The sequence below is a fragment of the Rhizobium sp. NPDC090275 genome (genome assembly GCF_044772225.1).
In the GTDB taxonomy this organism is placed as follows: Bacteria; Pseudomonadota; Alphaproteobacteria; order Rhizobiales; family Rhizobiaceae; genus Rhizobium.
The window spans coordinates 151,477-174,006 of record NZ_JBIVYL010000004.1 but is presented as its reverse complement, the minus strand read 5'-3'; the positions used below and the strand labels follow the sequence as shown (position 1 = coordinate 174,006).

Here is a 22,530-nt window from a genome sequence, read left to right as displayed (position 1 = left end):
GCTGCGGTCAATCACGCACGGGAGTTTCGCGAGCTGGCCCGGCGCCGGCCCGCGATATTCACCACGCAGTGGGTTGCGATCGCGGGCAGCGCCATCACGCCAACCCAGCGGACGAAGAATGGCGTTACGGACGTACTGAAATCCCAAAAGTTCGGGCTGAGGCGAAAGGACAATTTCGTCGCGATATCGAGCGTGGACAGGCTTGCAAAGCCGATCACGAAAAGGATGGCAGCCAGCAAAAGCAGGAGCCGCGTCTGAAGGACGGTGGCTGGCGGGAGGTTGAAGGCGGCGTTGATAAACGCCCTGATCCTTGGCCAATGCAGTCCCAGATGGCATCCGACCGCTATGATGACCCAGTAGGCGGAAAACCAATGCAGCTCGCTCAACGTGGCGCTATCGGGCAGCGGCAGCTTTGCGAATAGCGACTGGGAGATGGCCAGGCTTGTCACGAGCAGCACGATCATGTTGACGGCAAGCGCGACATGAAATGCGACGATGACGGTGCGCCGAACACCATAAGGTCCCCGGGTAAGATTTCTGAACCAGCTTCGGTTCTGATAGATGTGGCGAGCCAGGATCAGGAACATCGCAGTGCCGAAAATCTCATGCGCGAGATTGTCGAGCCACCAATAGGCAAGACAGAGCAGCAAAAGCCCGGCCATGCCTGCCGCAAGAATTATCCGACCGCCAAGTCTCTGACGGGCATCTCCCGAAGTCTTCATCGATGGCGTGGTCAATTGGTGAAGCTCTGGGCATCAGTCAGCGTGAACATGAACTGGCTGTCCTGGCGCGAGCGGTGGCAGGCATAGCATCGTGCGGTGCTCTCTTCGCTCTTGATCGAGCGGTCGGGATGGAACCATTGGAACTGCCAGTCACCGACGCCTTCCCCAACCTTCTGGGAAACGAAATAGCGGAAGACCGACCCATTGCGATAATCGACAAGAACCAGATGGCTTCCGACCGGAACCGGCGATCCGGCCTTCAGAAGGGCCAACGTGGCTGGGCTCGCCATCATGTGCTCGGTGGAATCGCCGCGCTCGACGGTCGTGTAATGCACGAACTGTTCGATCGGCGGAAATGTCACCGAGTTGGTTTCGGCGAACGCTCTGCTGGGGCTTCCTCCCACCAGCAGCATCACGGTCGCACCCAGAAGGACGAGCAATCCGCTGACGACCGCCAGCATAAAATGAATCATCTTCTCCCGCATGCTTTCAGTCCTTTCATTCCCGTCGTACGGTCATCGGGCGCGCGCCTGGCTGCGGCAATCGGCGTGTGACACAAACGCTCTACGGCGGTGAACCGCGTGTCTCGGATTAAAGGGATAGCTAACATTCATTTGTCGCAGAGATGTGCCCCCGATCTTTCCATTTGTAACATTCGATCCCGGCCTACCGGCGGTCCTGGATGGCACTGCGACATCGTGGCCATTGATGAGGTCTGGCGCAGCTGCAACAGATCGTGACGTCAAGCGCGCTGCCATGTTGCGAAATCGGCCTGACCGGCGTACCGAGCAAAGAGAACCAATGTGAGCCTGGCCCCATGACGAAGCAGAAGACGAGAATAGCCATCAATGGTTTCGGTCGCATCGGCCGAACGGTGTTGCGTATCCTGCTGAGCAAGGGCGGGGACTTCGAACTCGTCCTGATCAACGATGTCGCCGCGCTGGAGAGCTGCTCCTACCTCTTCCAGTACGACAGTGTTTTCGGCCCTTGGCCGGAGGAGGTCGCGGTCCGCGATCAGGCGCTGCAGGTGGGCGACCGGCTGATCACCTTCCACAATGTTAGCGACGTCCGCCAGCTTGATCTCTCGGATGTCGACGTCTTTCTTGAGTGCACCGGCCAGCCCTATACACGCGAGTTCATTTCCCGTGCGCTGGAAGCGGGTGCGAAAAGCGTATTGATCTCAGGGCCCGCCGAGGCCGCCGACGTCACCGTGGTATTGGGTGCCAACGAGGAAATGCTCGGGGATCACCTTATCGTCTCCAACGCTTCCTGCACGACCAATGCGCTTGCCCCTTTGCTCAAGGTTATCGACGATGCCTGGGGCGTGGTGGGCGGTCAGATGACCACGGTCCACTGCTACACGGGCAGCCAGCCCACGGTTGACCAGCCACGCGACGATTTTGCGAGAAGCCGCGCCGCTGCGCTCTCGATGGTTCCGACGACCACCAGCGCGCACAAGCTTCTCGGCAAGGTCTTGCCGTCGCTCGCTGGCGCGATCGAGGCGCGCGCCATAAGGGTGCCGACAGCGAGTGTTTCGGCGATCGATCTCACGGTCTCGTTGAAAGATACCCCGTCGCTTTCCGATGCGCGCGCGCAGATGCAAAAAGCCGTCGCCGCGTCGCGTGTTCTTGGGTGGACGGGGAAGCCGGTGGTTTCGGTGGACATGCGGGCGCGCCAGGAGTCATTGATCATCTCCGGTCCGGAGACATCGATCGCGCCGGGTGGGCTGCTTCGGGTGTTCGGCTGGTACGACAACGAATTCGGCTTCGCAAACCGGATGCTCGACGTTGCAGGCCTCTTGGGGCAAAAGGTTGCAGGCAGGCGGTAAAGCGGCCGGCATGCAATTGATGTTGTTAAATTCAGGGAGAATTGCTTGACGATCGGGCTTGCCCACGCGGAACTCATGGCTGTTGTGGCAGCCGTCACCAGCAACGAGCCACGCGTGATGACGGTGCGTTCCGGCGAAGCCTTGCCGTCCGGCCCTTTCGAGCTTGGCCATCGCACGCTGCAGAGCGGCTTGCGCGAATGGATCCAGGAGCAGACCGGCCACCCGATCGGCTACCTTGAGCAGCTCTACACATTCGCCGACCGGGACCGCAACAACGACATTCGTGGCGGACGGACGATCTCGATCAGCTATCTCGGGCTGGTGCTGGAACAGGATGCGCCGGGTGCGGGCCGTCCGGCATGGCATGGGTGGTACGAATATCTGCCGTGGGAGGATCATCGGCAGGGACGACCCAAGGTTCTGGATGCGATCATCGAGAAGCTCCGGGTCTGGGCCGATGCCGACCCAAGACGTCGCGACGAGCGTCACCAGCGCGCCGACTTCACCTTCGGCCTCGATCACGGTGGCTGGAACGAGGATCTGACGCTGCAGCGATACGAATTGCTCTACGAAGCCGGGTTGGTGACAGAAGCAGGTGATGTGAGCGACAATTTTGGCCGGCCGATGTTTGCCGACCACCGCAGGATCCTGGCGACCGGCATAGCGCGCCTGCGCGCGAAGATAAAATACCGCCCGGTCGTCTTCGAGCTGATGCCGAGCGCGTTCACCTTGCTGCAGCTGCAGCGAACGGTCGAGGCCTTGGCCGGCCTTTGCCTCCACAAACAGAACTTCCGCCGCCTTATCGAGCAGCAGGAGCTTGTCGAGGAAACCGGTGGCATCACCAGCGAAACCGGCGGCCGCCCCGCCAAGCTCTTCCGCTTCCGGCAGACGGTCGTCGAAGAACGCGCTCTATCAGGGACAAAGCTGCCTCTCGCCCGCAATTGACATATGCTCATTGTGAGAATATCTATTTGTCCGGAATATGCTCAATATGAGTATAATGGAGGACGATATGAATACCGCAGTGTCTGCCGCGTCGCTTTACAATCGTGTCAGCCGGGTCATTCCCAAAGCGGAATGGATGAGCTTCGAGGAGGATGTCGAGGCAATCCTGGAGCTGAAGCGCAAACGCAACGCGGTCATTCTGGCGCATAACTATCAAACACCGGAGATCTTCCACGGCGTCGCCGATATCGTCGGCGACAGTCTGGCGCTTGCCCGCAAGGCAATCGATGTCGACGCAGACGTGATCGTGCTTGCCGGCGTGCATTTCATGGCCGAAACGGCCAAGCTGCTGAACCCGAAGAAGACAGTGCTGATCCCCGACACCGGGGCGGGCTGTTCGCTGGCGGATTCCATCACGCCCGAGGACGTCGCGCTATTGCGCAAGGCTTACCCCGGCGTTCCCGTGATCACCTACGTGAACACGTCGGCTGCGGTGAAGGCAGTATCTGACATCTGCTGCACATCGGGCAATGCCAAGCAGATCGTCGAGGCGCTGGGCGTTCCACGGGTTCTCATGATCCCCGACGAATACCTGGCACGCAACGTCGCCAAGGAAACCAACGTTGAAATCATCGCTTGGCACGGGCACTGCGAAGTGCATGAACTGTTCTCCGCCGAAGATGTTCGCCAGCTTCGGGAGAACCATCCCGGCGTCACCGTGCTCGCCCATCCCGAATGCCCGCCGGATGTCGTGGCGGAAGCCGACTTTGCTGGCTCGACGGCGGTCATGTCCGACTATGTCGGAGAGAAGAAGCCTGCCCGCGTCGTGCTTCTGACCGAGTGCTCGATGAGCGACAACGTCGCGGTGCATCATCCCGATGTCGAGTTCATTCGCCCCTGTAATCTCTGCCCGCACATGAAGCGCATCACCTTGCGCAACATTCGAACCGCGCTTGAGGAAAACCAGCACGAAGTCGTCGTCGACGCCAATGTTGCGGTCGCGGCTCGCCGCGCTGTCGAAAGGATGTTGGCGATATGACCGAGATCCTCCAAAACCTCGCGGATCGCCCCGTCATTGTCGGAAGCGGGCTTGCCGGGCTGATCGCGGCATTGACGCTCTCTCCCGAATCCTGCGTCCTCGTCACCCGTGCACATCTCGGTGCCGAGAGTTCAAGCGGATGGGCGCAGGGGGGCATCGCGGCTTGCATCGGTTCGGATGACAGTTTGGACCTGCACCTTGCCGATACCCTCGCTGCCGGCGATGGCCTTTGCGATGCCGCTGCAGCCGCCGAAATCATTACCGAGGCGCCGTCCGTGATCGAAGCCTTGCAACGCCTCGGCGTCTCGTTCGATCAAGATGGCAACGGGCGTTTGGCGCTCGGTCTTGAGGCGGCGCATTCACGTCGGCGCATCGTGCATGCCGGCGGCGATGGATCGGGTGCCGCGATCATCGCTGCTCTCACGAAGGCGGTCCTTGCCGATCCCGCAATCACCGTCATCGAAGGGGTGGAGGCGCGGCGGATATTGGCGACCGATGGCGTTGTCTCGGGGTTGCTCTGCACCGGTTTTCGCGGGGGCATGGTCTTGCCGTCATCGCGCATTCTTCTCGCCACAGGCGGCATTGGCGGCCTCTATGAGGCGACGACCAATCCGGCCGGCAACTTCGGCCAGGGGATTGCACTCGCTGCGCGTGCCGGTGCCGTGCTTGCCGACATAGAATTCGTCCAGTTCCATCCAACCGCACTCGACGGCAATCAGCGCCCGCTGGCCCTGATCAGCGAGGCAGTAAGGGGCGAGGGCGCCGTGCTGATCAACGAGCGCGGCGAGCGCTTCATGAGGCATGTATCCGGTGCCGAACTCGCGCCGCGCGATGTCGTCGCTCGAGCAATCAGCGCCGAGATCGCCCGCGGCGGCCGTGTCTTTCTTGATGCACGCCGTGCGATCGGCGCGCGTTTCGCCTCGCGCTTTCCGACGATCCATGCCGCCTGCCGTTCGGCCGGGATCGATCCTGCAGAGCAGCCGATCCCCGTTCGCCCGGCCGCGCATTACCACATGGGCGGCGTCGCGACGGATCGTGCCGGGCGAAGCACCGTTGCTGGTCTCTGGGTCGCGGGTGAAGCCGCTTCGACCGGATTGCATGGCGCCAACAGGCTCGCCAGCAATTCGCTGCTGGAAGCCGCCGTCATGGGCATGCGCGCAGCCAACGACATGAGATCAAAGCCGATGGCGGTTCAGCTTGGAGAAATCTCGCCCATGCCAAACGCGCCCGACACGACGGCCGTGCGCCCAATCGTCTCCCGGCACCTTGGCGTTCTGCGCAACGCGGCCGGCATCCAGCAAGCGATCGATGAGCTGTTGCCGATGGCTGAAGGCAGCGATGTCGGGGCTGATCCCGCAATCGTTGCTTTGCTGATCGCCGTTTCCGCAAGCCTGCGCACGGAGTCGCGCGGGGCGCATGCCCGGACCGACTATCCGCTGAAGCACCCGGTTGCGCAGCGCAGCCGGATAACGCTTGAGCAGGCGTTGCAGATCGCCCGTGCCGCAAGCGCATCAAACTTTGCAAGGAGTGCATGAAATGCACATTACATCCCTTCCACGTCTCGTCATTGAACCCGCGGTCAGAACAGCGCTTGCCGAAGATCTGGGAATGGCCGGTGACGTTACCTCGGCTGCTGTTATTCCTGAAGATCACATGTCGACCGTCGTCATGGTCGCGCGTCAGCCCGGCATTGTCGCCGGATTGGATGCGGCAGCCCTTGTATTCGAGCTGGTCGATCCCGCGATATCAGTCTCCCGGCACCTCCGTGAGGGAGCCCCGGTCGGGCCCGGTGAAGTGATCGCCACCATCAGCGGACCGTCCAGAGGAATATTGACCGGTGAGCGCACAGCACTCAATTTCCTGAGCCATCTGTCAGGGATCGCAACGGTGACGGCATCGATCGTCGAAGCGGTCGCCGGCAGCGGCGCGGCCGTCGCCTGCACCCGCAAGACGACGCCAGGACTGAGGGCGCTTGAAAAATACGCGGTTCGCGCCGGCGGCGGGATGAACCACCGCTTCGCGCTAAATGACGCGATACTGATCAAGGACAATCACATCGCCATCGCCGGTAGTGTTCGCGAGGCTTTGCACCGCGCCAAGTCTGCGGCAGGACATATGCTGAAGATCGAGATTGAGGTGGACACGCTCGAGCAACTCCGGGACGTCATGGACGAGGGGGTGGATGCAGTCCTGCTCGACAATATGAACCCGCATCAGCTGCGGGAAGCGGTGGGCATCGTGGCCGGGCGTGCGATCACGGAGGCCTCCGGGCGCATCACGCCGCAGACGGCGCGCGACATCGCGGCATCGGGGGTCGATCTGATCTCGGTCGGCTGGATAACGCATAGCGCGCCGATCCTCGATATCGGTCTCGACTACCGCGATTGAACGTGGCTTGCGTGAGGTCGAATGCAACCGCCACATTATCGCGTGATCGCCCTCGCATCCGGCGCGGATAAAATGCTAGCCTGCCGTAAAAGAAGAATGCGGAGGCTTGAGATGACGAAGAAGACGCCTGGGGAGAAGACACTGCGGGACTGGCAGGCGCTGGCCGAAAAGGAGCTTCGCGCCTCGCCGGATACGCTCGTGTGGAAGACGCCCGAGGGGATAGACGTCAAGCCGCTCTACACCGAAAGTGATCTGGACGGTGTCTTGCAGCCGGGCTCGTTTCCAGGTTTCGCACCCTTCACCCGCGGTCCGCGCGCCACCATGTATGCCGGCCGTCCCTGGACGATCCGGCAATATGCCGGCTTCTCGACTGCCGAGGCATCGAACGCGTTCTACCGCAAGGCGCTGGCATCAGGCCAGCAGGGCGTTTCCGTCGCCTTCGATCTCGCCACCCATCGCGGTTACGATAGCGACCATCCGCGCGTCGAGGGCGATGTCGGCAAGGCGGGGGTGGCGATCGACAGCGTCGAGGACATGAAGATCCTGTTCGACGGCATTCCGCTGGAGAAGGTCTCGGTGTCGATGACGATGAACGGCGCGGTCATTCCGATCCTTGCGAATTTCATCGTCGCCGGCGAGGAGCAGGGCGTGTCGCGGGCAGCCCTTTCCGGAACCATCCAGAACGACATCCTCAAGGAGTTCATGGTCCGCAACACCTACATCTATCCGCCCGAGCCCTCGATGCGGATCGTCGCCGATATCATCGAGTACACCTCCCGGGAGATGCCGCGCTTCAATTCGATCTCGATTTCCGGCTATCACATGCAGGAGGCAGGCGCGACGCTGGTGCAGGAGCTTGCCTTCACGCTGGCCGACGGGCGTGAATATGTGCGCGCGGCAATCAACAAGGGGCTTGATGTCGATGAGTTTGCCGGCCGCCTGTCCTTCTTTTTCGCGATCGGCATGAACTTCTTCATGGAAGCGGCCAAGCTGCGCGCCGCACGCCTGCTTTGGACGCGGATCATGGAAGAGTTCGCGCCGAAAAAGGCGTCGTCGCTGATGCTGCGCACGCACTGCCAGACGTCGGGCGTGTCGCTGCAGGAGCAGGACCCTTATAACAACATCATCCGCACCGCCTTCGAAGCAATGTCGGCCGTGCTCGGCGGCACGCAATCGCTGCACACCAATTCCTTCGACGAGGCGATCGCGCTCCCCACCGAATTTTCTTCCCGCATCGCCCGCAACACCCAGCTAATCCTCCAGCACGAGACGGGCGTCACCAAGGTGGTCGATCCGCTGGCGGGTTCCTACTATGTCGAGAGCCTGACGAACGAGCTTGCCGAAAAGGCCTGGGCGCTGATCGAAGAGGTCGAAGCGCTGGGCGGCATGACGAAGGCCGTCAACGAAGGGCTGCCGAAGCGGCTGATAGAGGAAGCCGCAACCCGGCGGCAGGCGGCAGTCGACAAGGGCGACGAGATCATCGTCGGCGTCAACAAGTACCGGCTGGAGAACGAAGAGCCGATCGACATTCTCGATATCGACAATAGCGCCGTGCGGGCCTCGCAGATCAAGCGTCTGGAAGAGACGCGGCGTCGCCGCGACCCAGCCAAGGTGGCGGAAACGCTGGAGCGGCTGCGCGAGGTCGCTGAGAGCGGGAAGGGCAATCTGCTGGAGGCTGCGGTGGAAGCGGCGCGGGCGCGCGCCAGCGTCGGCGAAATCTCGGATGCGATGCGGCGTGTCTTCGGCGACCACACGGCGGAGCCCGAGGTCGTCAAAAACGTCTATGGCGATGCCTATAGCGATGAGCCGGAGCTGCAGCAGTTGCGCACGCGAATGACCGCGATTTCCGAAGCACTGGGTGGAGCGCCCAAGATCATGGTCGCCAAGCTCGGACAGGATGGCCACGATCGCGGCGCCAAAGTCATCGCTTCGGCCTTCGGCGACATCGGCTTCGACGTGCTGGCGGGGCCGCTGTTCCAAACGCCGGAGGAAGCCGCGAATCTCGCGATTGCAAGCAAGGTGCATGTGGTTGGCATGTCGTCGCTGGCCGCCGGCCACAAGACGCTGGCGCCGCAGCTGATCGATACGCTGAAGGCGAAGGGCGCCGAACACATCATCGTCGTCGTCGGCGGCGTCATCCCCCGGCAGGACTATGCGTTTCTGACCGAGCACGGCGTGGCGGCGGTGTTCGGGCCCGGAACCAACGTCATGGATGCCGCCAATTCGGTGCTCGATCTTCTCGAAGGCAAGCGCCGAAACCAGTGAGGTGGTCGTCTTCCCCTGTCGCCGGCTTGGGCCGCTAATATAAAGCGCGGGCTTGCGCTCTGGCCCACTTCCCCAAGTCGATGTTTCCGCTACATAACTGGCGGGAGCAACCGGTCGACGTCCATGAAACCTGATGAATTTGATTTTCTCGCCCATGACGGCGAGCTCGCCCGGCTTATCCGTGGCTTCGACTGGGAGAAGACCTCTCTCGGTCCCCTTGCGCTATGGCCGAACGCCGTGAAGGTGACGACCTCGACCATTCTGCAATCGCCAGTGCCGATCGTGACACTCTGGGGCGAAGACGGCGTCATGATCTACAATGACGCCTATTCGGTCTTCGCCGGCGGTCGGCATCCGCAGCTTCTGGGCTCGAAGGTGCGCGAAGGGTGGCCCGAGGTCGCCGACTTCAATGACAATGTCATGAAGGTGGGACTGGCGGGCAAGACGCTCGCCTATCAGGATCAAGAGCTGACGCTCTTCCGGACAGGCAAGCCCGAACAGGTCTTCATGAACCTCGACTATTCGCCCGTCATGGACGAGGACGGCCGCCCTTGCGGGGTGATCGCGATCGTGGTCGAGACGACCGCCAAGGTCGCGGCCGAGCGCTGGCGCAATGGCGAGCAGGAGCGGCTGCGGCGCATGTTCGAGCAGGCGCCGGGCTTCGTCGCGATGATGCACGGCCCTCGTCACGTCTTCGAGCTGACCAACGCGGCCTATAACCAGCTTGTCGGCGGGCGTAATGTTATCGGCATGTCGGTGCGCGATGCGCTGCCGGAGTTGCACGGACAGGGCTATTACGAGCTACTCGATCAGGTCTACACATCGGGCGTCGCCTATGAGGGGCGGGCGTTACCGGTCGATCTGCAGGTTTCGCCCGACGATCCGGTGGAGCGGAAATATGTCGATCTCGTCTATCAGCCGGTGACGGAACCGGATGGCAGTATCGTCGGCGTCTTCGTGCAAGGCTCCGACGTGACCGATCGCGTCACGGCCGAGGAGGGGCTACGGGCAGCCGAGCGGCAAAGCCGCCAGATCATGGACGGTGCCATCGATTACGCCATTCTCGCTCTCGATCTGGATGGGATCATCCTGCGCTGGAACGAGGGCGCGCGCCGCATCTTCGGCTGGACCGAAGACGAGGTCGCCGGCAAGCATTGGCAGCTTCTCTTCACGCCCGAGGATCGCGCCGCCGACAAGGCGAGCGAGGCGATGGCGGCGGCACTCAAGCAGGGCAACGCCCATCACGACCGGTGGCATCTCCGCAAATCCGGCGAACGCTTCTGGGCCAATGGCGAGATCCGCCCGATCCGCGACGAGGATGGAACGCCCGTCGGCCTGGTCAAGGTTTTGCGCGACCGCACCGAAGAACACCTGACGGCGCAGGCGCTCAGCGACGCCGAGGCGCGGCTGCGCCGGGCGCAGGAAGCCGGTGGTGTCGGCGTCTTTTCGCTCGACCTCGAAACCAATGTCCTCAACGCCACGCCGGAATTCTGCAAGATCTATGGATATGAGGATGCCGCCGATGTCCGCATCGAAACGCTGGAAGGGCTGATCGTCGAGGAAGACCGCGAGATCAGCTCCAACGGCAGGACGCGGGCCGAGGGCGCCGCGCCCTTGAACGTCGAGTACCGCATCCGCCGCGCCGACAACGGCCAGAAGCGCGTCATCGCCCGCAAGGGAGAATTCGAGCGCGACGCCAGCGGCAAGCCGCTGCGCTTCGTGGGCGTCGTGCAGGATGTGACCGACCGGCGCAAGGCGCAGCGCGAACTGAGAGAAAGCGAGGCCCGCTTCCGCGCGCTCGCCCAGGCGATCCCCAATCACGTCTGGACCGCGCGGCCCGACGGTCAGCTCGATTGGTTCAACGAGCGCGTCTACGAATATGCCGGTGCCGCACCCGGCGAGCTCGATGGCGGCGCCTGGACCAAGATCGTCCATCCCGACGATTTCACCGCCATGGCCGACCGCTGGCGAGCCGCCTTGTCGTCGGGTGAGGCCTATGAGACCGATCTCAGGCTGCGGCGTGCCGATGGTTCCTATCGGTGGCACATCGCCCGCGCCGTGCCGTCGCGCGACGAGGATGGCCGCGTTTTCCGCTGGATCGGCACGAACACCGATATCGAGGACCAGCGCGAGACGCGCGCGAAGCTCGAGGCGCTGAACGAAACGCTCGAGCAGCGCGTCGCCGAACGCACCGCCGATCGCGACCGGATGTGGCGGCTCTCGACCGATATCATGCTGGTCGCCGACTTCGAGGCCAGGATAACGGCGGTCAATCCGGCATGGAAGACGGTCTTCGACTGGGAGGAGAGCGAGCTCATCAATCGGTCGTTCCTCGATTTCATCCATCCCGAGGACATGGCGACGACGCTTGCCGAAGTCGGCAAGCTCAGCGAGGGCGCGACGACCTTCTCCTTCGAAAATCGTTACCAGGCTAAGGACAAGAGCTACCGCACGATCTCCTGGACCGCCGTTCCCTATGACGCGTCCATCCATGCGGTCGGCCGCGATGTGACGGAAGAGCGTGAGGCGGCGATCGCACTGCGCAACACTGAGCTTGCCTTGCAGCAGGCCCAGAAGATGGAGGCCATAGGCAACCTGACCGGTGGCGTCGCGCATGACTTCAACAATCTGTTGCAGGTGGTGGCGGGCAATCTCCAGCTCCTGTCGCGCGATGTTATCGGCAACGACAAGGCGCAGCGCAAGATCACCAACGCGCTGGCCGGCGTGGAACGCGGCGCCAAGCTCGCGGCCCAGCTCCTCGCCTTCGGCCGCCGGCAGGCGCTCGATCCGCGCGTGGTCAATGCCGGCCGGCTGATCCGCGGCATGGACGAGATGATCCGGCGCACGATCGGCGAAGGCGTCGAGGTGGAGACGGTCGTCTCGGGCGGGTTGTGGAACACGCTGGTCGACCCGATGCAGATCGAGAACGCGCTGCTTAATCTCGCGATCAATGCCCGCGACGCGATGGAGGGGTTCGGCAATCTGACGATCGAGGCCGGCAACGCCTATGTCGACGACGCCTATGCACGGCAGCACCAGGATGTCGTGCCCGGCCAATATGTGTCGATCTCGGTGACCGACACCGGGGCGGGCATACCTTCCGACCTCTTGGACAAGGTGTTCGAGCCGTTCTACTCGACGAAGCCGGAGGGGAAGGGCACAGGGCTCGGCCTCTCCATGGTCTATGGTTTCGTTCGCCAGTCGGGCGGACATGTGAAGATTTACAGCGAGGTCGGACATGGAACGACGGTGAAGATGTATCTGCCGCGTTCGCTGGAGCAGGAAGACCTGCAGGTCGTCGATCCGTATGCGCCCGTCGAGGGCGGGCCGGAAACCATTCTCGTGGCCGAGGACGATGAAGGCGTGCGCACCACTGTCGTCGAAATGTTGCAGGAACTCGGCTACCGCGTTCTGAAGGCCGGCGACGCTTCCGCTGCGCTCTCGGTTATCGAGAGCGGTATCCACATCGACATGCTCTTCACCGATGTCGTCATGCCCGGACCGCTTAAAAAGCAGCGAAATGGCGAAGAAGGCGAAGGAGCGTCTGCCCGGTCTCGCCGTGCTTTTCACGTCCGGCTACACTGAAAACTCCATCGTGCACGGCGGCCGGCTCGATCCCGGCGTGCAGCTTTTGTCGAAGCCATACACGCGCGAGGCGCTCGCCCGCAAAATCCGGCATGTCATCGACGAAACGCAGAAGAATGCGGAACGCCGAAAGGACACCTCCATCGCAGCCATACCCGCGCCCGTCTCGCCGGCCGCGTCGCAGGCGCTGCGCGTGGTTCTGGTCGAGGACAATGCGCTGATCCGGATGGCGACCGCCGACATGCTGGCCGAGCTCGGCCATGAGGTGATCGAGGCCGAATCTGCCGAGGAGGCGCTTCCGCTCTTTGGGAGCGAGCAGATCGATGTGCTGGTGACCGATCTCGGTCTTCCCGGCATGTCTGGAGACGATTTCTGTCGCGAGGTGCGCAAGCGCTGGCCCGAGATCGGCATTGTTTTCGCGACGGGTTCGGAGAAGAAGCCCGAGATGGACGACAGTTCCAGGACGGTCTTGCTGCTCAAGCCGCACGGGCTGGACGAGCTGAGGAATGCCTTGGACGCTGTTGGGGGAACGAGCTGAGCGGGCGATGCAGCTCGGCAACGGTCGGCGAGCGATACTCTGCTCTTAAGGTTTCAAAGCGGACGGCCAAACCCTGGCCGTCCGCCTTTTCAATTGACCGGTGTGGCCCTTATCGAGCGCCCGCCTGCAGGCCGGCCGCATCGGAAAGGATCGCGGTGGCTTCGTTCAAGAGAACGTCCTTGGCCTTCTTGCGCGCATTTTCAAGCGCGATATCAGCCGTCAGGCTGCGCTCGTTGGACTGCAGGCCGTCGTCGTTGGTGGTGTCGACGCCGTCATCCAGCTGCGCGCGCGACTTCAGCCGGTTTTCGCGGGCGGTCAGCTCCTTCCGGCGGTCGGCTTCGTTGAGCGAGATCACGCCCTTGTCGCGCTGCGCCTTCAGTTCGGCAACGTCCTCGATAAGACGCTGGAAGTCCGGGTCGGTCTCCACACGCTTGTCGTGAAGGGCCTGCAGCTTCGGCAGTTCCGCCTTGAGGTTGCCGGCCTGCTTGTAGCGGGCGGGCTTGATCTGCGCCCAGGGGAGCGCGTTGTCGTAGCTGGTTTCTCCGAAGGTCTTCGGGTCGGAGAGGCCGGGCAGGGCGATGTCGGGGGTGACGCCGCGCAGCTGTGTGGTGCCGCCGTTGACGCGGAAGAACTGGGCGATCGTCAGCTTCAGCTCGCCGAATTTCGGCTTGTCGTTGCGCGCCACCTGGTCGAGATTTACCACGGTCTGCACGGTGCCCTTGCCGAAGCTCGGCTCGCCGATGATCACGCCGCGGCCATAGTCCTGGATGGCGGCCGCGAAGATCTCGGAAGCGGAAGCCGAGCCGCGATTGATCAAAACGCCAACGGGGCCGGTCCATGCCGGTGTCGGCAGGTCGTCGCTTTGAACCTCGACCTTGCCGTCGGCGCCGCGCTGCTGAACGACCGGGCCCTTGCCGACGAACAGGCCGGTGAGGTCGATCGCTTCGGCGAGCGAACCGCCGCCATTGTTGCGCAGGTCGATCAGCACGCCGTCGACCTTCTCCTGCTTGAGCTCGGTCAGCAGCTTGGCGACGTCGCGGCTGGCGCTTCTATATTCCTTGTCGCCCTTTCGGCGGGCTTCGAAGTCTTCGTAGAAAGCCGGCAGCGTGATCACGCCGATCTTGCGGGTGACGTCGCCATCCTTGACCGGCAAAACGGCCTTCTTGGCGGCCTGCTTGTCGAGGCTGATTTTGTCGCGCACGAGGCTGATGACGCGGTGGCCGCCATCGGCGCCGGCATCGGCGGGCAGGATATCCAGGCGGACGATTGAATCCTTCGCGCCGCGGATCAACTGCACGACCTCATCGAGACGCGTGCCCATCACTTCCTTGATCGGGCCGTCGGCGCCCTGGCCGACACCGGTGATGCGGTCGCCGACCGCAAGCTTGCCGGAGAGCTGCGCCGGGCCGCCCGGAACGAGTTCGCGGATAGTCGTGTAATCGTCGCGCTCCTGCAGCACCGCGCCGATGCCAACCAGCGAGAGCTTCATCGAAATATCGAAATCGGCCGATGCGGTGGCGCCGAAGTAATCGGTATGCGGATCGATGGACGTCGAATAGGCGTCCATGAAGGACTGGAAGACGTCGTCGCTCTTGTACTTATAGGCGCGCTCAAGCGCGTTCTTATAGCGCTTGTCGAGCGTGTCGCGAATGGTGGCTTCGGTCTGGCCGCCGAGTTTCAGCCGCAGCCAGTCGGCCTTCACCCGCTTGCGCCAGAGATCGTTGCTCTCGGCCTCGGATTGCGGCCAGGGTTTGTCGTCGCGCACCAGCGCGTAGTCTTCCTGCGCGGTGAAATCGAAGCCCTTCTTCAGGAGATCGCGGGCATAGGTCATGCGATCGACAATGCGCTGTTCGTACAGGTTGAAGATCGAGAAGGGGAGCTTGAGGTCTTCCGTCTTGATCGCGTCGTCGATCTTGGTGCTGTCGGCCATGAAGGTGTTGATGTCCGACTGCAGGAAGATCATCCGATCCGGATCGAGCGACTTGATGAAGCGATCCATGATCTTGACGGAAAGGTTGTCGTCGAGCGCGACCGGCCGATAGCTGTAGCGCGTCAAGAATTGCGCGCTCAGCTGCGCCGCCTGCTCCTGCTGCTTTTGCGGCGCCAGAACCGGTACCGGTCCCATGTCCAGCGCATGGGCCGTGGGCGCAATCGCCAGGAGAATGCCGAGGAAACCGTATTTAATGCGCATCAAGCTCTGATCCAATTCCGACTGCTCGCGTTTGTCTACAATGTAGGTGGAGCAATTATGGTTTTTTAGCAACCGGGTTGATTGGACGGACCAAGGCTGACGTCGATATCATCTACAACTTTTGGTGAGATCGGTTGTGAAGGCAGACGACGCTGTCGTCTGCCCGGTCACCTCACACGAGCGTCTTGGCCGCTGCCAGGACCTCTTCGCCGACATGAACCTCATGGCGGGTCTCGGGATATTTCCGGTCGCGGACATCATCGGCGAACGCCCGGAATGCTTTCACGCGCAGTTCCTGCAGGCGCGCCTCCTCGGCGGCGAGATCGGCATATTGCTTGCCGTGGCGCGGCACGCGGCTCGTACCGGTTCCGAGCACGTCGCAGGAAAACAGGTATTGGGAATCGCAGACCGCGCCGCAGCCCATCCCAAGCGTGATCAGCGGCGTCGAGCGCGTGATCCACTCGGCGATCGCGACGGGGACAACCTCCATCTCGACCGCCCAGGCGCCGGCCTGCTCATGGTCCTTCACGCGACGATAGATCGAGGCTGCTTCCTCAGGCGTCTTGCCGATCGAGCGGAAGTTCGTCCACGTGGCCCAGCGCGGCACGAGACCGACATGGCCGCTGACGGGAATTCCCTCCTTGGCCATCGCTTCCAGCAGGCGCAGCGAGCCGGCGAAGTAGATACAGCTGGCGCCGAGATCGAGCGCGCGAAAGCCTTCGCGGATGGCGCTCGATTCGTCGTGGATGGCGCCCTGCACATGCGCTGCCTGGATGAAGGCGGTGGGGGCTGCCTTGCGTATCCTTGGCAGCTGCTCATCCACCTCGCAGGTGAACATCTCGATGCCGGCTTCAGTGGCGGCGGCTGCCTCCGCCGGGCTATCGACATGCATGGTTAGGAATTGACGCTTGCCCTTGAGCGCGCGCAGATCGGCTACGGTCAATGCGCGGGTCATGCCTGGTTGCCTTCCTGCGCTTCCTTGCGAGCGTTCTCGCGTTGCAGCTTCTTCTGCCAGCGCGCATTCATCGCTTCGTCGCCATCCTTGGTGCCGTCGTGCCAGGTGCCGAACCACTTGTCGAACGGGATCAGGCCGTCGGCATAGTTCACCTCGAAATACTTGTGGTGGAGGTAGTGGGCATAGGCGTGGGTATCGAGCCCGCCTTCCTCGCCCGCCTCGATCTTGTCGAAGCCGACATGGCCGACCACCGCGCCGAGCGCCAGCGAATGCAGATTGTAGATGGCGACCAGCGGATGGGAGAAGATCACCAGATGGATCAGCGCTTCACCGAAGAAGAGCAGGTGCTCGACCGGATGCATGGCAAGCGATGACCAGGGCGACGGATTGACCGAGTTGTGGTGGACCGAATGAACGAATTTGTAGAGTGCCGGAATGTGCAGCGCGCGGTGGATCGCGAAGAAGTAGGCTTCGTGGAACACAGGCACGAAGAGCACGATGCAGGCAAGCCAGACCGGATTGTCCTGGAACGTCGCCATCGGCACGTAGTTGTTGGCGAATGCCCAGAGCGTCACGACCTCGATCGCGGTCCAGATCGTGACACCGGTGCCGACGCCGCGGATGATGCTGTCATAGGCCTGCGAGCCGAATAGGAAGACGGTGTTCTTCTTGTCGGCCGGGAAATTCGGATTGTACTTGAAACGGTTTTCCTGGCGGCGAAGCTTGTAGAGCCGCAGCTCGATGACACCGTAGAACAGGAAGAACGCCGCGAGGTTGCGCGCGAAGATGAGCGCGATCCAGCCGACGGAGAAGGTCTTCGTCGTCTCTGTCCCCGGCGTCAGGAAAAACCAGAAGATCGCCGCGGTGACCATGAAGAAGGCGTTCCACGGAAAGAAGTAGTTCGGCAGCCACTTCAGGAATTTCAGTGGGTTTGGCGGCAGCACGAAGACCGGCGCCGGCGTCAGCACGCCATCAGGCGTCCAATGGCCTCTCTTGTCTCTCTTGCCGAATTTTGAATCGTCCATGACTTGCCTCCCGCATGCGTTATTGATTGGGTAAAGCCGGATTGTCTCCGGCGGGGAGTGCCTCCGCCTCCTTGCGGACGCACGCGCCTTTGATGCTCTATCGTGCCCCCGGCATCGCCTGGAGGCAAAGCCTATGATGATACTTTTGCATCATCGCAGCCGCGCTGCGATCGCCTATCCCATCCGTTCGGACGCATAGGAACCGGGGCTCGCCGGGAAGACGATCGTGCGATTGCCGTTCATGAACACCCGGTGGTGGATATGGGCGTGGATCGCGCGCGCCAGCACCTGGCTCTCGACGTCACGGCCGATCGAGACGTAGTCCGGCGCCGACTGCGCATGCGTGATGCGGGCGACGTCCTGCTCGATGATCGGACCTTCGTCGAGGTCGGCGGTGACGTAATGCGCGGTGGCGCCGATCAGCTTCACGCCGCGTTCGAAAGCCTGCTTGTAGGGGTTCGCGCCCTTGAACGATGGCAGGAAGGAGTGGTGGATGTTGATGATCCGCCCCGACATCTTCTCGCAGACGGCATCGGACAGCACCTGCATGTAGCGGGCGAGAACGATCAGCTCCGCGCCGGATTGCTCGACCACCTCAAGCAGGCGAGCTTCCGCCTGCGGCTTGTTGGCCTTGGTCACGTTGACATGGTGGAAGGGGATATCGTGGTTGACCACGACCTTCTGATAATCGAAGTGGTTTGAGACGACGCCGACGATCTCGATCGGCAGCGCGCCGATCTTCCAGCGATAGAGCAGATCGTTCAGGCAATGGCCGAAACGCGAGACCATCAACAGCACCTTCATCTTGGCGCTGCTGTCGTGGAACTCGCAGCTCATGTCGAAGGTCTTCCTGATCGGCTCGAAGCCTGTGACGATCTCCTCGATCGGCGTGCCCGCCTCGCTGGCGAAGGTCAGCCGCATGAAAAACAGGCCGGTCTCCAGATCGTCGAACTGCGAGCTGTCGATGATGTTGCAGCCCTTGTCGGCGAGGAAGCCTGAGATAGCCGCGACGACGCCGCGCGTGGACTGACAGGTGACGGTGAGAACATGAGACTTCATGGGAATATCCAATTGCAGCCGACCCCGAAAGGGCGGCGGTTGAAACAAGGTTGGGGCCCAAGCTCAGCCCAATGATGGGGGATCAGGCCGCCAGCAGCGACTTCAGCTTGATGTCGGCCTGCGCGAGCGCCGCCGGATCGACGGTCTTGCCCGAGGCTATCAGCATTTCCGCCAGCCGAATGTCGCGGGCGATGCCATTGCCCGGACCGATGCCGCTCGCTGAAAGCAGCCGGCCGTCGGCACCGATCTGGAAGATGATGAAGGCACCCTCGCCGACCTCGCGGCGAACGGAGGTAACGGCGCCTTCGGCAAGCCCGGCCACCTGAAGCGTCAGCTCGTATTGATCCGACCAGAACCACGGCACGGCGGTGATCCGCTCGTCCGCACCCATGAGATTGGCCGCCGCGAGCATCGCCTGCTCCTGGGCGCTGCGCCAGGATTCAAGCCGGACCCGCCGCCCGCCATAAACCGGGATCGGGAAGGAGCAGCAGTCGCCGGCGGCGAAAATGTCGGGGTCGGAGGTCCTGAGGTGGTCATCGACCATGATGCCGTTTTCGATCGTCAGCCCCGCCTTTTCCGCGAGCTCGACATTCGGGATCGAGCCGATGCCGATCACCGCGATGTCGGCATCGATCGTCCGGCCGCCGGTGAGGCTGATCGAGACACCATCGGCACCGATCTCGAAGGTCTCGATCCGGCTCTCGCACAGGATCTCGACACCGGCTGTCTTGTGGCGCGAAGCCACCGCATGCGCGATATCCTCGGGCACGCCGCGCGAGAGGATGCGGGCCAAGCCCTCGATCAGGGTGACGGTGGCGCCAAGGCCGCGCGCAATCGCCGCGAGTTCGAGGCCGATGAAGCCGCCGCCGACAATGGCAAGCCGGCTACCCTCATGCAAATGCCGCTTGATCGCCAGCGCATCGGCATGGGTGCGAAGCGTCAGCACGCGCTCGGATCGTTCGGCGATACCGGGAAGCGGACGTGGGCGCGCGCCGGTCGCAAGCAGCAGCTTGTCATAGGCGAGCGTCGTTCCATCCGAAAGCTCGACGGTCTTGCTCGATCGGTCGATCCCGATCGCGTTGGCGCTCAGGCGAACGTCGATACCGCGCTCCTTGTAACCCTCGGCATCCATAATGAACTTTGGATCAGCGCCCTCGAGGATACCGTTCTTCGACAGCGGCGGCCGCTCGTAGGGGTGAAGCGCCTCTGCGCCGACAAGCGTGATCGTGCCGTCGAAATTGCGCTCGCGCAGCTGCAGCGCGGTACGTCCGCCGCATTCGCCGGCGCCAATGATAACGATAGAGGACATGGCTGTCTCCGTACGACCGGTTCGCTGGCTGTCAGGCTGGGATGGCGAGCAGGACTTCGCCCGCTTCGATCTTCGCCTGGTAGGTGTTGAGGCTCTTGCAGGCCGGCGGCCGGCGCGGCGTGCCGGTGCGATAGTCGAAGGCGCCCGAGTGCTTGGGACACTCGATCTCGTAATCCATCACTAGGCCGTCGGCGAGGTGGATGGCCTCGTGCGAGCAGAGGCCGTCGGTGCAGAAGACCTCGTCTTCAGGGGAGCGGTAGACCGCATAGGTGCGACCGCCATGGTCGAAGCGTATAACGCCTTCCTGCTCGATGTCGTCAAGGCGACAGGCCGATACCCAATTCATGATGTTCCTCCGCTCGGCGCATGGCGCCGCTTCTCCTCCAGATATGACCGAATATCCGTCCGCGCCCACGGCGGCGCAACGCCGATATTGACGCAAATGCATCATTCGCTAAGCTCTAGGAAGGGAGCGCGGGAGGATGTTTCGTGGCAAGAAAACCGAGCATGGATGACGTCGCGGCAGCGGCTGGCGTCAGTCGGATCACCGTCGACCGGGTGTTGAATGGCCGTGGTGGCGTCAAGCCGAAGACCGAGCAATTGGTCATCGAGACCGCCCGGGCGATGGGCGTCGACCGCGCGCTCACCATGATGCCGACGCGTATCCTGCGCATCGGCGTGGTGCTGCAGAACAACGTGAATTCCTATTATGTGAAGCTGCGTGAAGGCTTCCTCCGCTCAGCGCAGCAATACAAGCGCTACAACATCCGCATCACCTTCTTTTACTTCGAGCAGATCAACGCCGATGCGGCGATCAGGACGCTGGCGAAGGCCGCGGCCGAGTGCGACGGCCTTGTCGTCACCCTGTTCGATGACCCCGAAGTGACGGCGACGGTGGATCAGCTGTCGCGCAAGCTCCCAATCGTCACCGTTGCTTCAGACCTGCCGGGCACTGGCCGGATTGGCTATGTCGGCTCGAACGCCGTTCAGGAAGGGGGCACGGCCGGCGCGCTTATGGGCCGCTTCCTGGGTGACGCCGGTGGCGACGTGGTTGTCATCGTTGGCCTTCACCAACTGCTGGAGCACGACCAGCGTGAAATGGGCTTCCGTGACATCTTGGGCCGGGACTATCCGAATTGCCGGGTGGTCGAAACATTTCAGAGCTACGAGCAGGAGAACATTCGCAAGGATTTCCGCGCGCTCCTGCGCCGCCACCCCGCGCTACGGGGCGTCTACAACATGTCGGTGGGCAACCCTGTGCTTGCCGAAGAACTGAAGGCGATCGGCAAGGACCAGTCCGTCTGCGTTATCACCCACACCGAGACGCCGGAACGCGTGGCGTTGATGGATGACGGTGTCGTCGATGCGATCATCGACCGGGAGCCCTTTCTCGAGGCGCGGCGCGCCATTGAAATCCAGCTTCACCATGCCGGTCGTTTCGCCAGGGACGACATAACGCCGCCCCAGCGGCCGCGGATTTTCCTGCGCGAGAACGTCCACTTCGAATAATCGTTTCGCGGAATCGTCGGCGGTTTCCGCCAATCCGCGCCTGCTTGGTCCCCGAAATTGGGAAAATGATGAGAAAACGTTTTCTCACGTTGACTTTGCATTTGGGAAACGCTTTTCTCACCTCCGCGAGAAGGAGGAGATCGCGTGGTCGCTCGGAGCAACCGTGTCACAATTCATGACGTCGCCAAGGCTGCGGGCGTCAGCGTTTCGACCGTGTCGAAGGCGCTGAACGATACCGGCCGGATGGCGTCGGAGACGCGCGAGAAGATCAAGTCGATCGCGGCCGACGTCGGCTTCCGGCCGAATGCTTTGGCGCGCAGCCTCCTCTTCAACAGAAGTTTTACGGTGGGGCTCCTCACCAACGATACATATGGCCGCTTCACCCTGCCGTTGATGTCGGGGATATCGGAAGCGCTGGTCGATCATGGCGTCTCGGTCTTTCTCTGCGCTATCGAGGATGATCCGGCGCTCGCCAAGGTTCATGTCGACGCCATGCTGGACAAGCAGGTGGATGGCATCATCGCGACGGGCAAGCGGGTCGACAGGTCTCTCCCGGTCGATCTCGCTGGCCTGCCGGTGCCCGTCGTCTACGCCTTTACAGAGGGCGTGCCGGGAAGCGTGATCCTGACGGCGGATGATTCCGATGGCGCGCGGCTTGCCGTCGAGCGGCTTCGCGAGGTCGGCCGCGAAAGGATCGTCCATGTGACCGGTCCCGACAGTTTCGTCTCTGCCGTGGAGCGCGCCGATGCCTTTCGCCAGGCCGTCGGCCCGGATGCGCTTGTCATGCACGGAACGTGGACGGAGGCCTGGGGGCATGAGGCCGTCGCCATGCTTTGGGGCGGAGACAAGGAAACGCCCGACGGCATCTTCTGCGGCAACGACCAGATCGCGAGAGGCGTGGTGGACGCGTTGCGCGAGAGGGGCGTGCGCGTGCCCGAGGATGTGTCGATCATCGGTTTCGACAACTGGGAGATCTTCGCCGACCAGACGCGGCCGGCGCTGACGACGGTCGACATGAATTTGAAGGAGCTAGGCCGAACGGCTGGGCTGACGATCTTGGATCTTGCCGAAGGACGGGCTGTGGAGGCCGGACTGCGCAAGCTTCCATGCAAGCTGGTCGTTCGCCAGTCCTGTGGTGGAGACCGGGAAATCTAACGGGAGGCGGGGCGCGT

The 22,530-nt window shown here is 62.5% G+C and carries 16 protein-coding genes and 2 pseudogenes; 10 read left to right on the top strand and 8 right to left on the bottom strand.

All coding sequences use genetic code 11. The features are described from left to right. Positions 1-11: 11 nt before the first annotated feature. On the bottom strand, positions 12-662 hold the full coding sequence (locus tag ACIQUB_RS12165) for a DUF4405 domain-containing protein (protein WP_402929737.1): 651 nt from the start codon (positions 660-662) through the stop codon (positions 12-14). 71 nt (positions 663-733) lie between these two features. Further along, on the bottom strand, positions 734-1,207 hold the full coding sequence (locus ACIQUB_RS12160; protein ID WP_402929735.1) for a cytochrome P460 family protein: 474 nt from the start codon (positions 1,205-1,207) through the stop codon (positions 734-736). A gap of 332 nt (positions 1,208-1,539) precedes the next feature. Between ACIQUB_RS12160 and ACIQUB_RS12155 the strand changes: the two genes are divergently transcribed. The 8 genes and pseudogenes from ACIQUB_RS12155 to ACIQUB_RS12120 all read left to right on the top strand — a co-directional run. Further along, complete coding sequence (locus ACIQUB_RS12155; protein WP_402929733.1) at positions 1,540-2,550, top strand: type I glyceraldehyde-3-phosphate dehydrogenase; 1,011 nt, start codon at positions 1,540-1,542, stop codon at positions 2,548-2,550. A gap of 45 nt (positions 2,551-2,595) precedes the next feature. Continuing rightward, positions 2,596-3,495 carry an NrtR DNA-binding winged helix domain-containing protein gene (locus tag ACIQUB_RS12150; protein ID WP_402929731.1) on the top strand — a complete coding sequence of 300 codons (900 nt, stop codon included), beginning with the start codon at positions 2,596-2,598 and terminating at the stop codon, positions 3,493-3,495. 67 nt (positions 3,496-3,562) lie between these two features. After that, positions 3,563-4,534, top strand: a complete 972-nt coding sequence (nadA, locus tag ACIQUB_RS12145; RefSeq protein ID WP_402929729.1) for a quinolinate synthase NadA — start codon at positions 3,563-3,565, stop codon at positions 4,532-4,534. Then, positions 4,531-6,069, top strand: a complete 1,539-nt coding sequence (locus tag ACIQUB_RS12140) for an L-aspartate oxidase (RefSeq protein ID WP_402929727.1) — start codon at positions 4,531-4,533, stop codon at positions 6,067-6,069. Before nadA ends, ACIQUB_RS12140 begins: the two co-directional genes overlap by 4 nt. A gap of 1 nt (position 6,070) precedes the next feature. Next, complete coding sequence (nadC, locus tag ACIQUB_RS12135) at positions 6,071-6,922, top strand: carboxylating nicotinate-nucleotide diphosphorylase (protein ID WP_402929725.1); 852 nt, start codon at positions 6,071-6,073, stop codon at positions 6,920-6,922. Positions 6,923-7,033: 111 nt separating this feature from the next. Then, complete coding sequence (scpA, locus tag ACIQUB_RS12130; protein ID WP_402929723.1) at positions 7,034-9,187, top strand: methylmalonyl-CoA mutase; 2,154 nt, start codon at positions 7,034-7,036, stop codon at positions 9,185-9,187. 123 nt (positions 9,188-9,310) lie between these two features. Next, positions 9,311-11,659: pseudogene (locus tag ACIQUB_RS12125) on the top strand (PAS domain S-box protein); the annotation flags it as partial. A gap of 33 nt (positions 11,660-11,692) precedes the next feature. Further along, positions 11,693-13,310, top strand: a pseudogene (locus ACIQUB_RS12120) (response regulator); the annotation flags it as partial. 109 nt (positions 13,311-13,419) lie between these two features. On the opposite strand, the gene ACIQUB_RS12115 reads toward ACIQUB_RS12120, so the two are convergent. The 6 genes from ACIQUB_RS12115 to ACIQUB_RS12090 all read right to left on the bottom strand — a co-directional run bounded on the left by ACIQUB_RS12115 (position 13,420) and on the right by ACIQUB_RS12090 (position 20,195). Further along, the gene (locus ACIQUB_RS12115) at positions 13,420-15,501 is read right to left on the bottom strand and encodes a carboxy terminal-processing peptidase (protein WP_402929721.1); all 2,082 of its coding nucleotides are present in this window, start codon (positions 15,499-15,501) and stop codon (positions 13,420-13,422) included. A gap of 172 nt (positions 15,502-15,673) precedes the next feature. Continuing rightward, the gene (locus ACIQUB_RS12110; RefSeq protein ID WP_402929719.1) at positions 15,674-16,456 is read right to left on the bottom strand and encodes a 3-methyl-2-oxobutanoate hydroxymethyltransferase; all 783 of its coding nucleotides are present in this window, start codon (positions 16,454-16,456) and stop codon (positions 15,674-15,676) included. Then, positions 16,453-17,481 carry a sterol desaturase family protein gene (locus ACIQUB_RS12105; RefSeq protein ID WP_402929716.1) on the bottom strand — a complete coding sequence of 343 codons (1,029 nt, stop codon included), beginning with the start codon at positions 17,479-17,481 and terminating at the stop codon, positions 16,453-16,455. Before ACIQUB_RS12105 ends, ACIQUB_RS12110 begins: the two co-directional genes overlap by 4 nt. A 174-nt stretch (positions 17,482-17,655) precedes the next feature. Further along, positions 17,656-18,540: a formyltetrahydrofolate deformylase gene (purU, locus tag ACIQUB_RS12100; RefSeq protein WP_402929715.1), complete on the bottom strand. Its 885-nt coding sequence runs from the start codon at positions 18,538-18,540 to the stop codon at positions 17,656-17,658. Positions 18,541-18,622: 82 nt separating this feature from the next. After that, on the bottom strand, positions 18,623-19,849 hold the full coding sequence (locus ACIQUB_RS12095; protein ID WP_402929713.1) for an NAD(P)/FAD-dependent oxidoreductase: 1,227 nt from the start codon (positions 19,847-19,849) through the stop codon (positions 18,623-18,625). Positions 19,850-19,880: 31 nt separating this feature from the next. After that, complete coding sequence (locus tag ACIQUB_RS12090) at positions 19,881-20,195, bottom strand: MocE family 2Fe-2S type ferredoxin (protein ID WP_018896640.1); 315 nt, start codon at positions 20,193-20,195, stop codon at positions 19,881-19,883. A gap of 143 nt (positions 20,196-20,338) precedes the next feature. Here ACIQUB_RS12090 and ACIQUB_RS12085 point away from each other — a divergent pair, with 143 nt between their 5' ends. Together ACIQUB_RS12085 and ACIQUB_RS12080 are read left to right on the top strand one after the other, a co-directional pair. Then, positions 20,339-21,358, top strand: a complete 1,020-nt coding sequence (locus ACIQUB_RS12085) for a LacI family DNA-binding transcriptional regulator (protein WP_402929711.1) — start codon at positions 20,339-20,341, stop codon at positions 21,356-21,358. Positions 21,359-21,502: 144 nt separating this feature from the next. Continuing rightward, a complete protein-coding gene (locus ACIQUB_RS12080) occupies positions 21,503-22,513 on the top strand; it encodes a LacI family DNA-binding transcriptional regulator (protein ID WP_402929709.1) in 1,011 nt (336 codons plus the stop codon). Positions 22,514-22,530: the final 17 nt, after the last annotated feature.

Bases quoted from the DNA above. Each gene is read 5' to 3' on its own strand.
- ACIQUB_RS12165 (WP_402929737.1), bottom strand. From the start codon at position 662: ATGGCCGGGCTTTTGCTGCTCTGTCTTGCCTATTGGTGGCTCGACAAT.
- ACIQUB_RS12155 (WP_402929733.1), top strand. From the start codon at position 1,540: ATGACGAAGCAGAAGACGAGAATAGCCATCAATGGTTTCGGTCGCATC.
- nadA (WP_402929729.1), top strand. From the start codon at position 3,563: ATGAATACCGCAGTGTCTGCCGCGTCGCTTTACAATCGTGTCAGCCGG.
- ACIQUB_RS12095 (WP_402929713.1), bottom strand. From the start codon at position 19,849: ATGTCCTCTATCGTTATCATTGGCGCCGGCGAATGCGGCGGACGTACC.
- scpA (WP_402929723.1), top strand. From the start codon at position 7,034: ATGACGAAGAAGACGCCTGGGGAGAAGACACTGCGGGACTGGCAGGCG.
- ACIQUB_RS12090 (WP_018896640.1), bottom strand. From the start codon at position 20,195: ATGAATTGGGTATCGGCCTGTCGCCTTGACGACATCGAGCAGGAAGGC.
- ACIQUB_RS12115 (WP_402929721.1), bottom strand. From the start codon at position 15,501: ATGCGCATTAAATACGGTTTCCTCGGCATTCTCCTGGCGATTGCGCCC.
- ACIQUB_RS12105 (WP_402929716.1), bottom strand. From the start codon at position 17,481: ATGGACGATTCAAAATTCGGCAAGAGAGACAAGAGAGGCCATTGGACG.
- purU (WP_402929715.1), bottom strand. From the start codon at position 18,540: ATGAAGTCTCATGTTCTCACCGTCACCTGTCAGTCCACGCGCGGCGTC.
- ACIQUB_RS12110 (WP_402929719.1), bottom strand. From the start codon at position 16,456: ATGACCCGCGCATTGACCGTAGCCGATCTGCGCGCGCTCAAGGGCAAG.
- nadC (WP_402929725.1), top strand. From the start codon at position 6,071: ATGCACATTACATCCCTTCCACGTCTCGTCATTGAACCCGCGGTCAGA.
- ACIQUB_RS12160 (WP_402929735.1), bottom strand. From the start codon at position 1,207: ATGCGGGAGAAGATGATTCATTTTATGCTGGCGGTCGTCAGCGGATTG.
- ACIQUB_RS12140 (WP_402929727.1), top strand. From the start codon at position 4,531: ATGACCGAGATCCTCCAAAACCTCGCGGATCGCCCCGTCATTGTCGGA.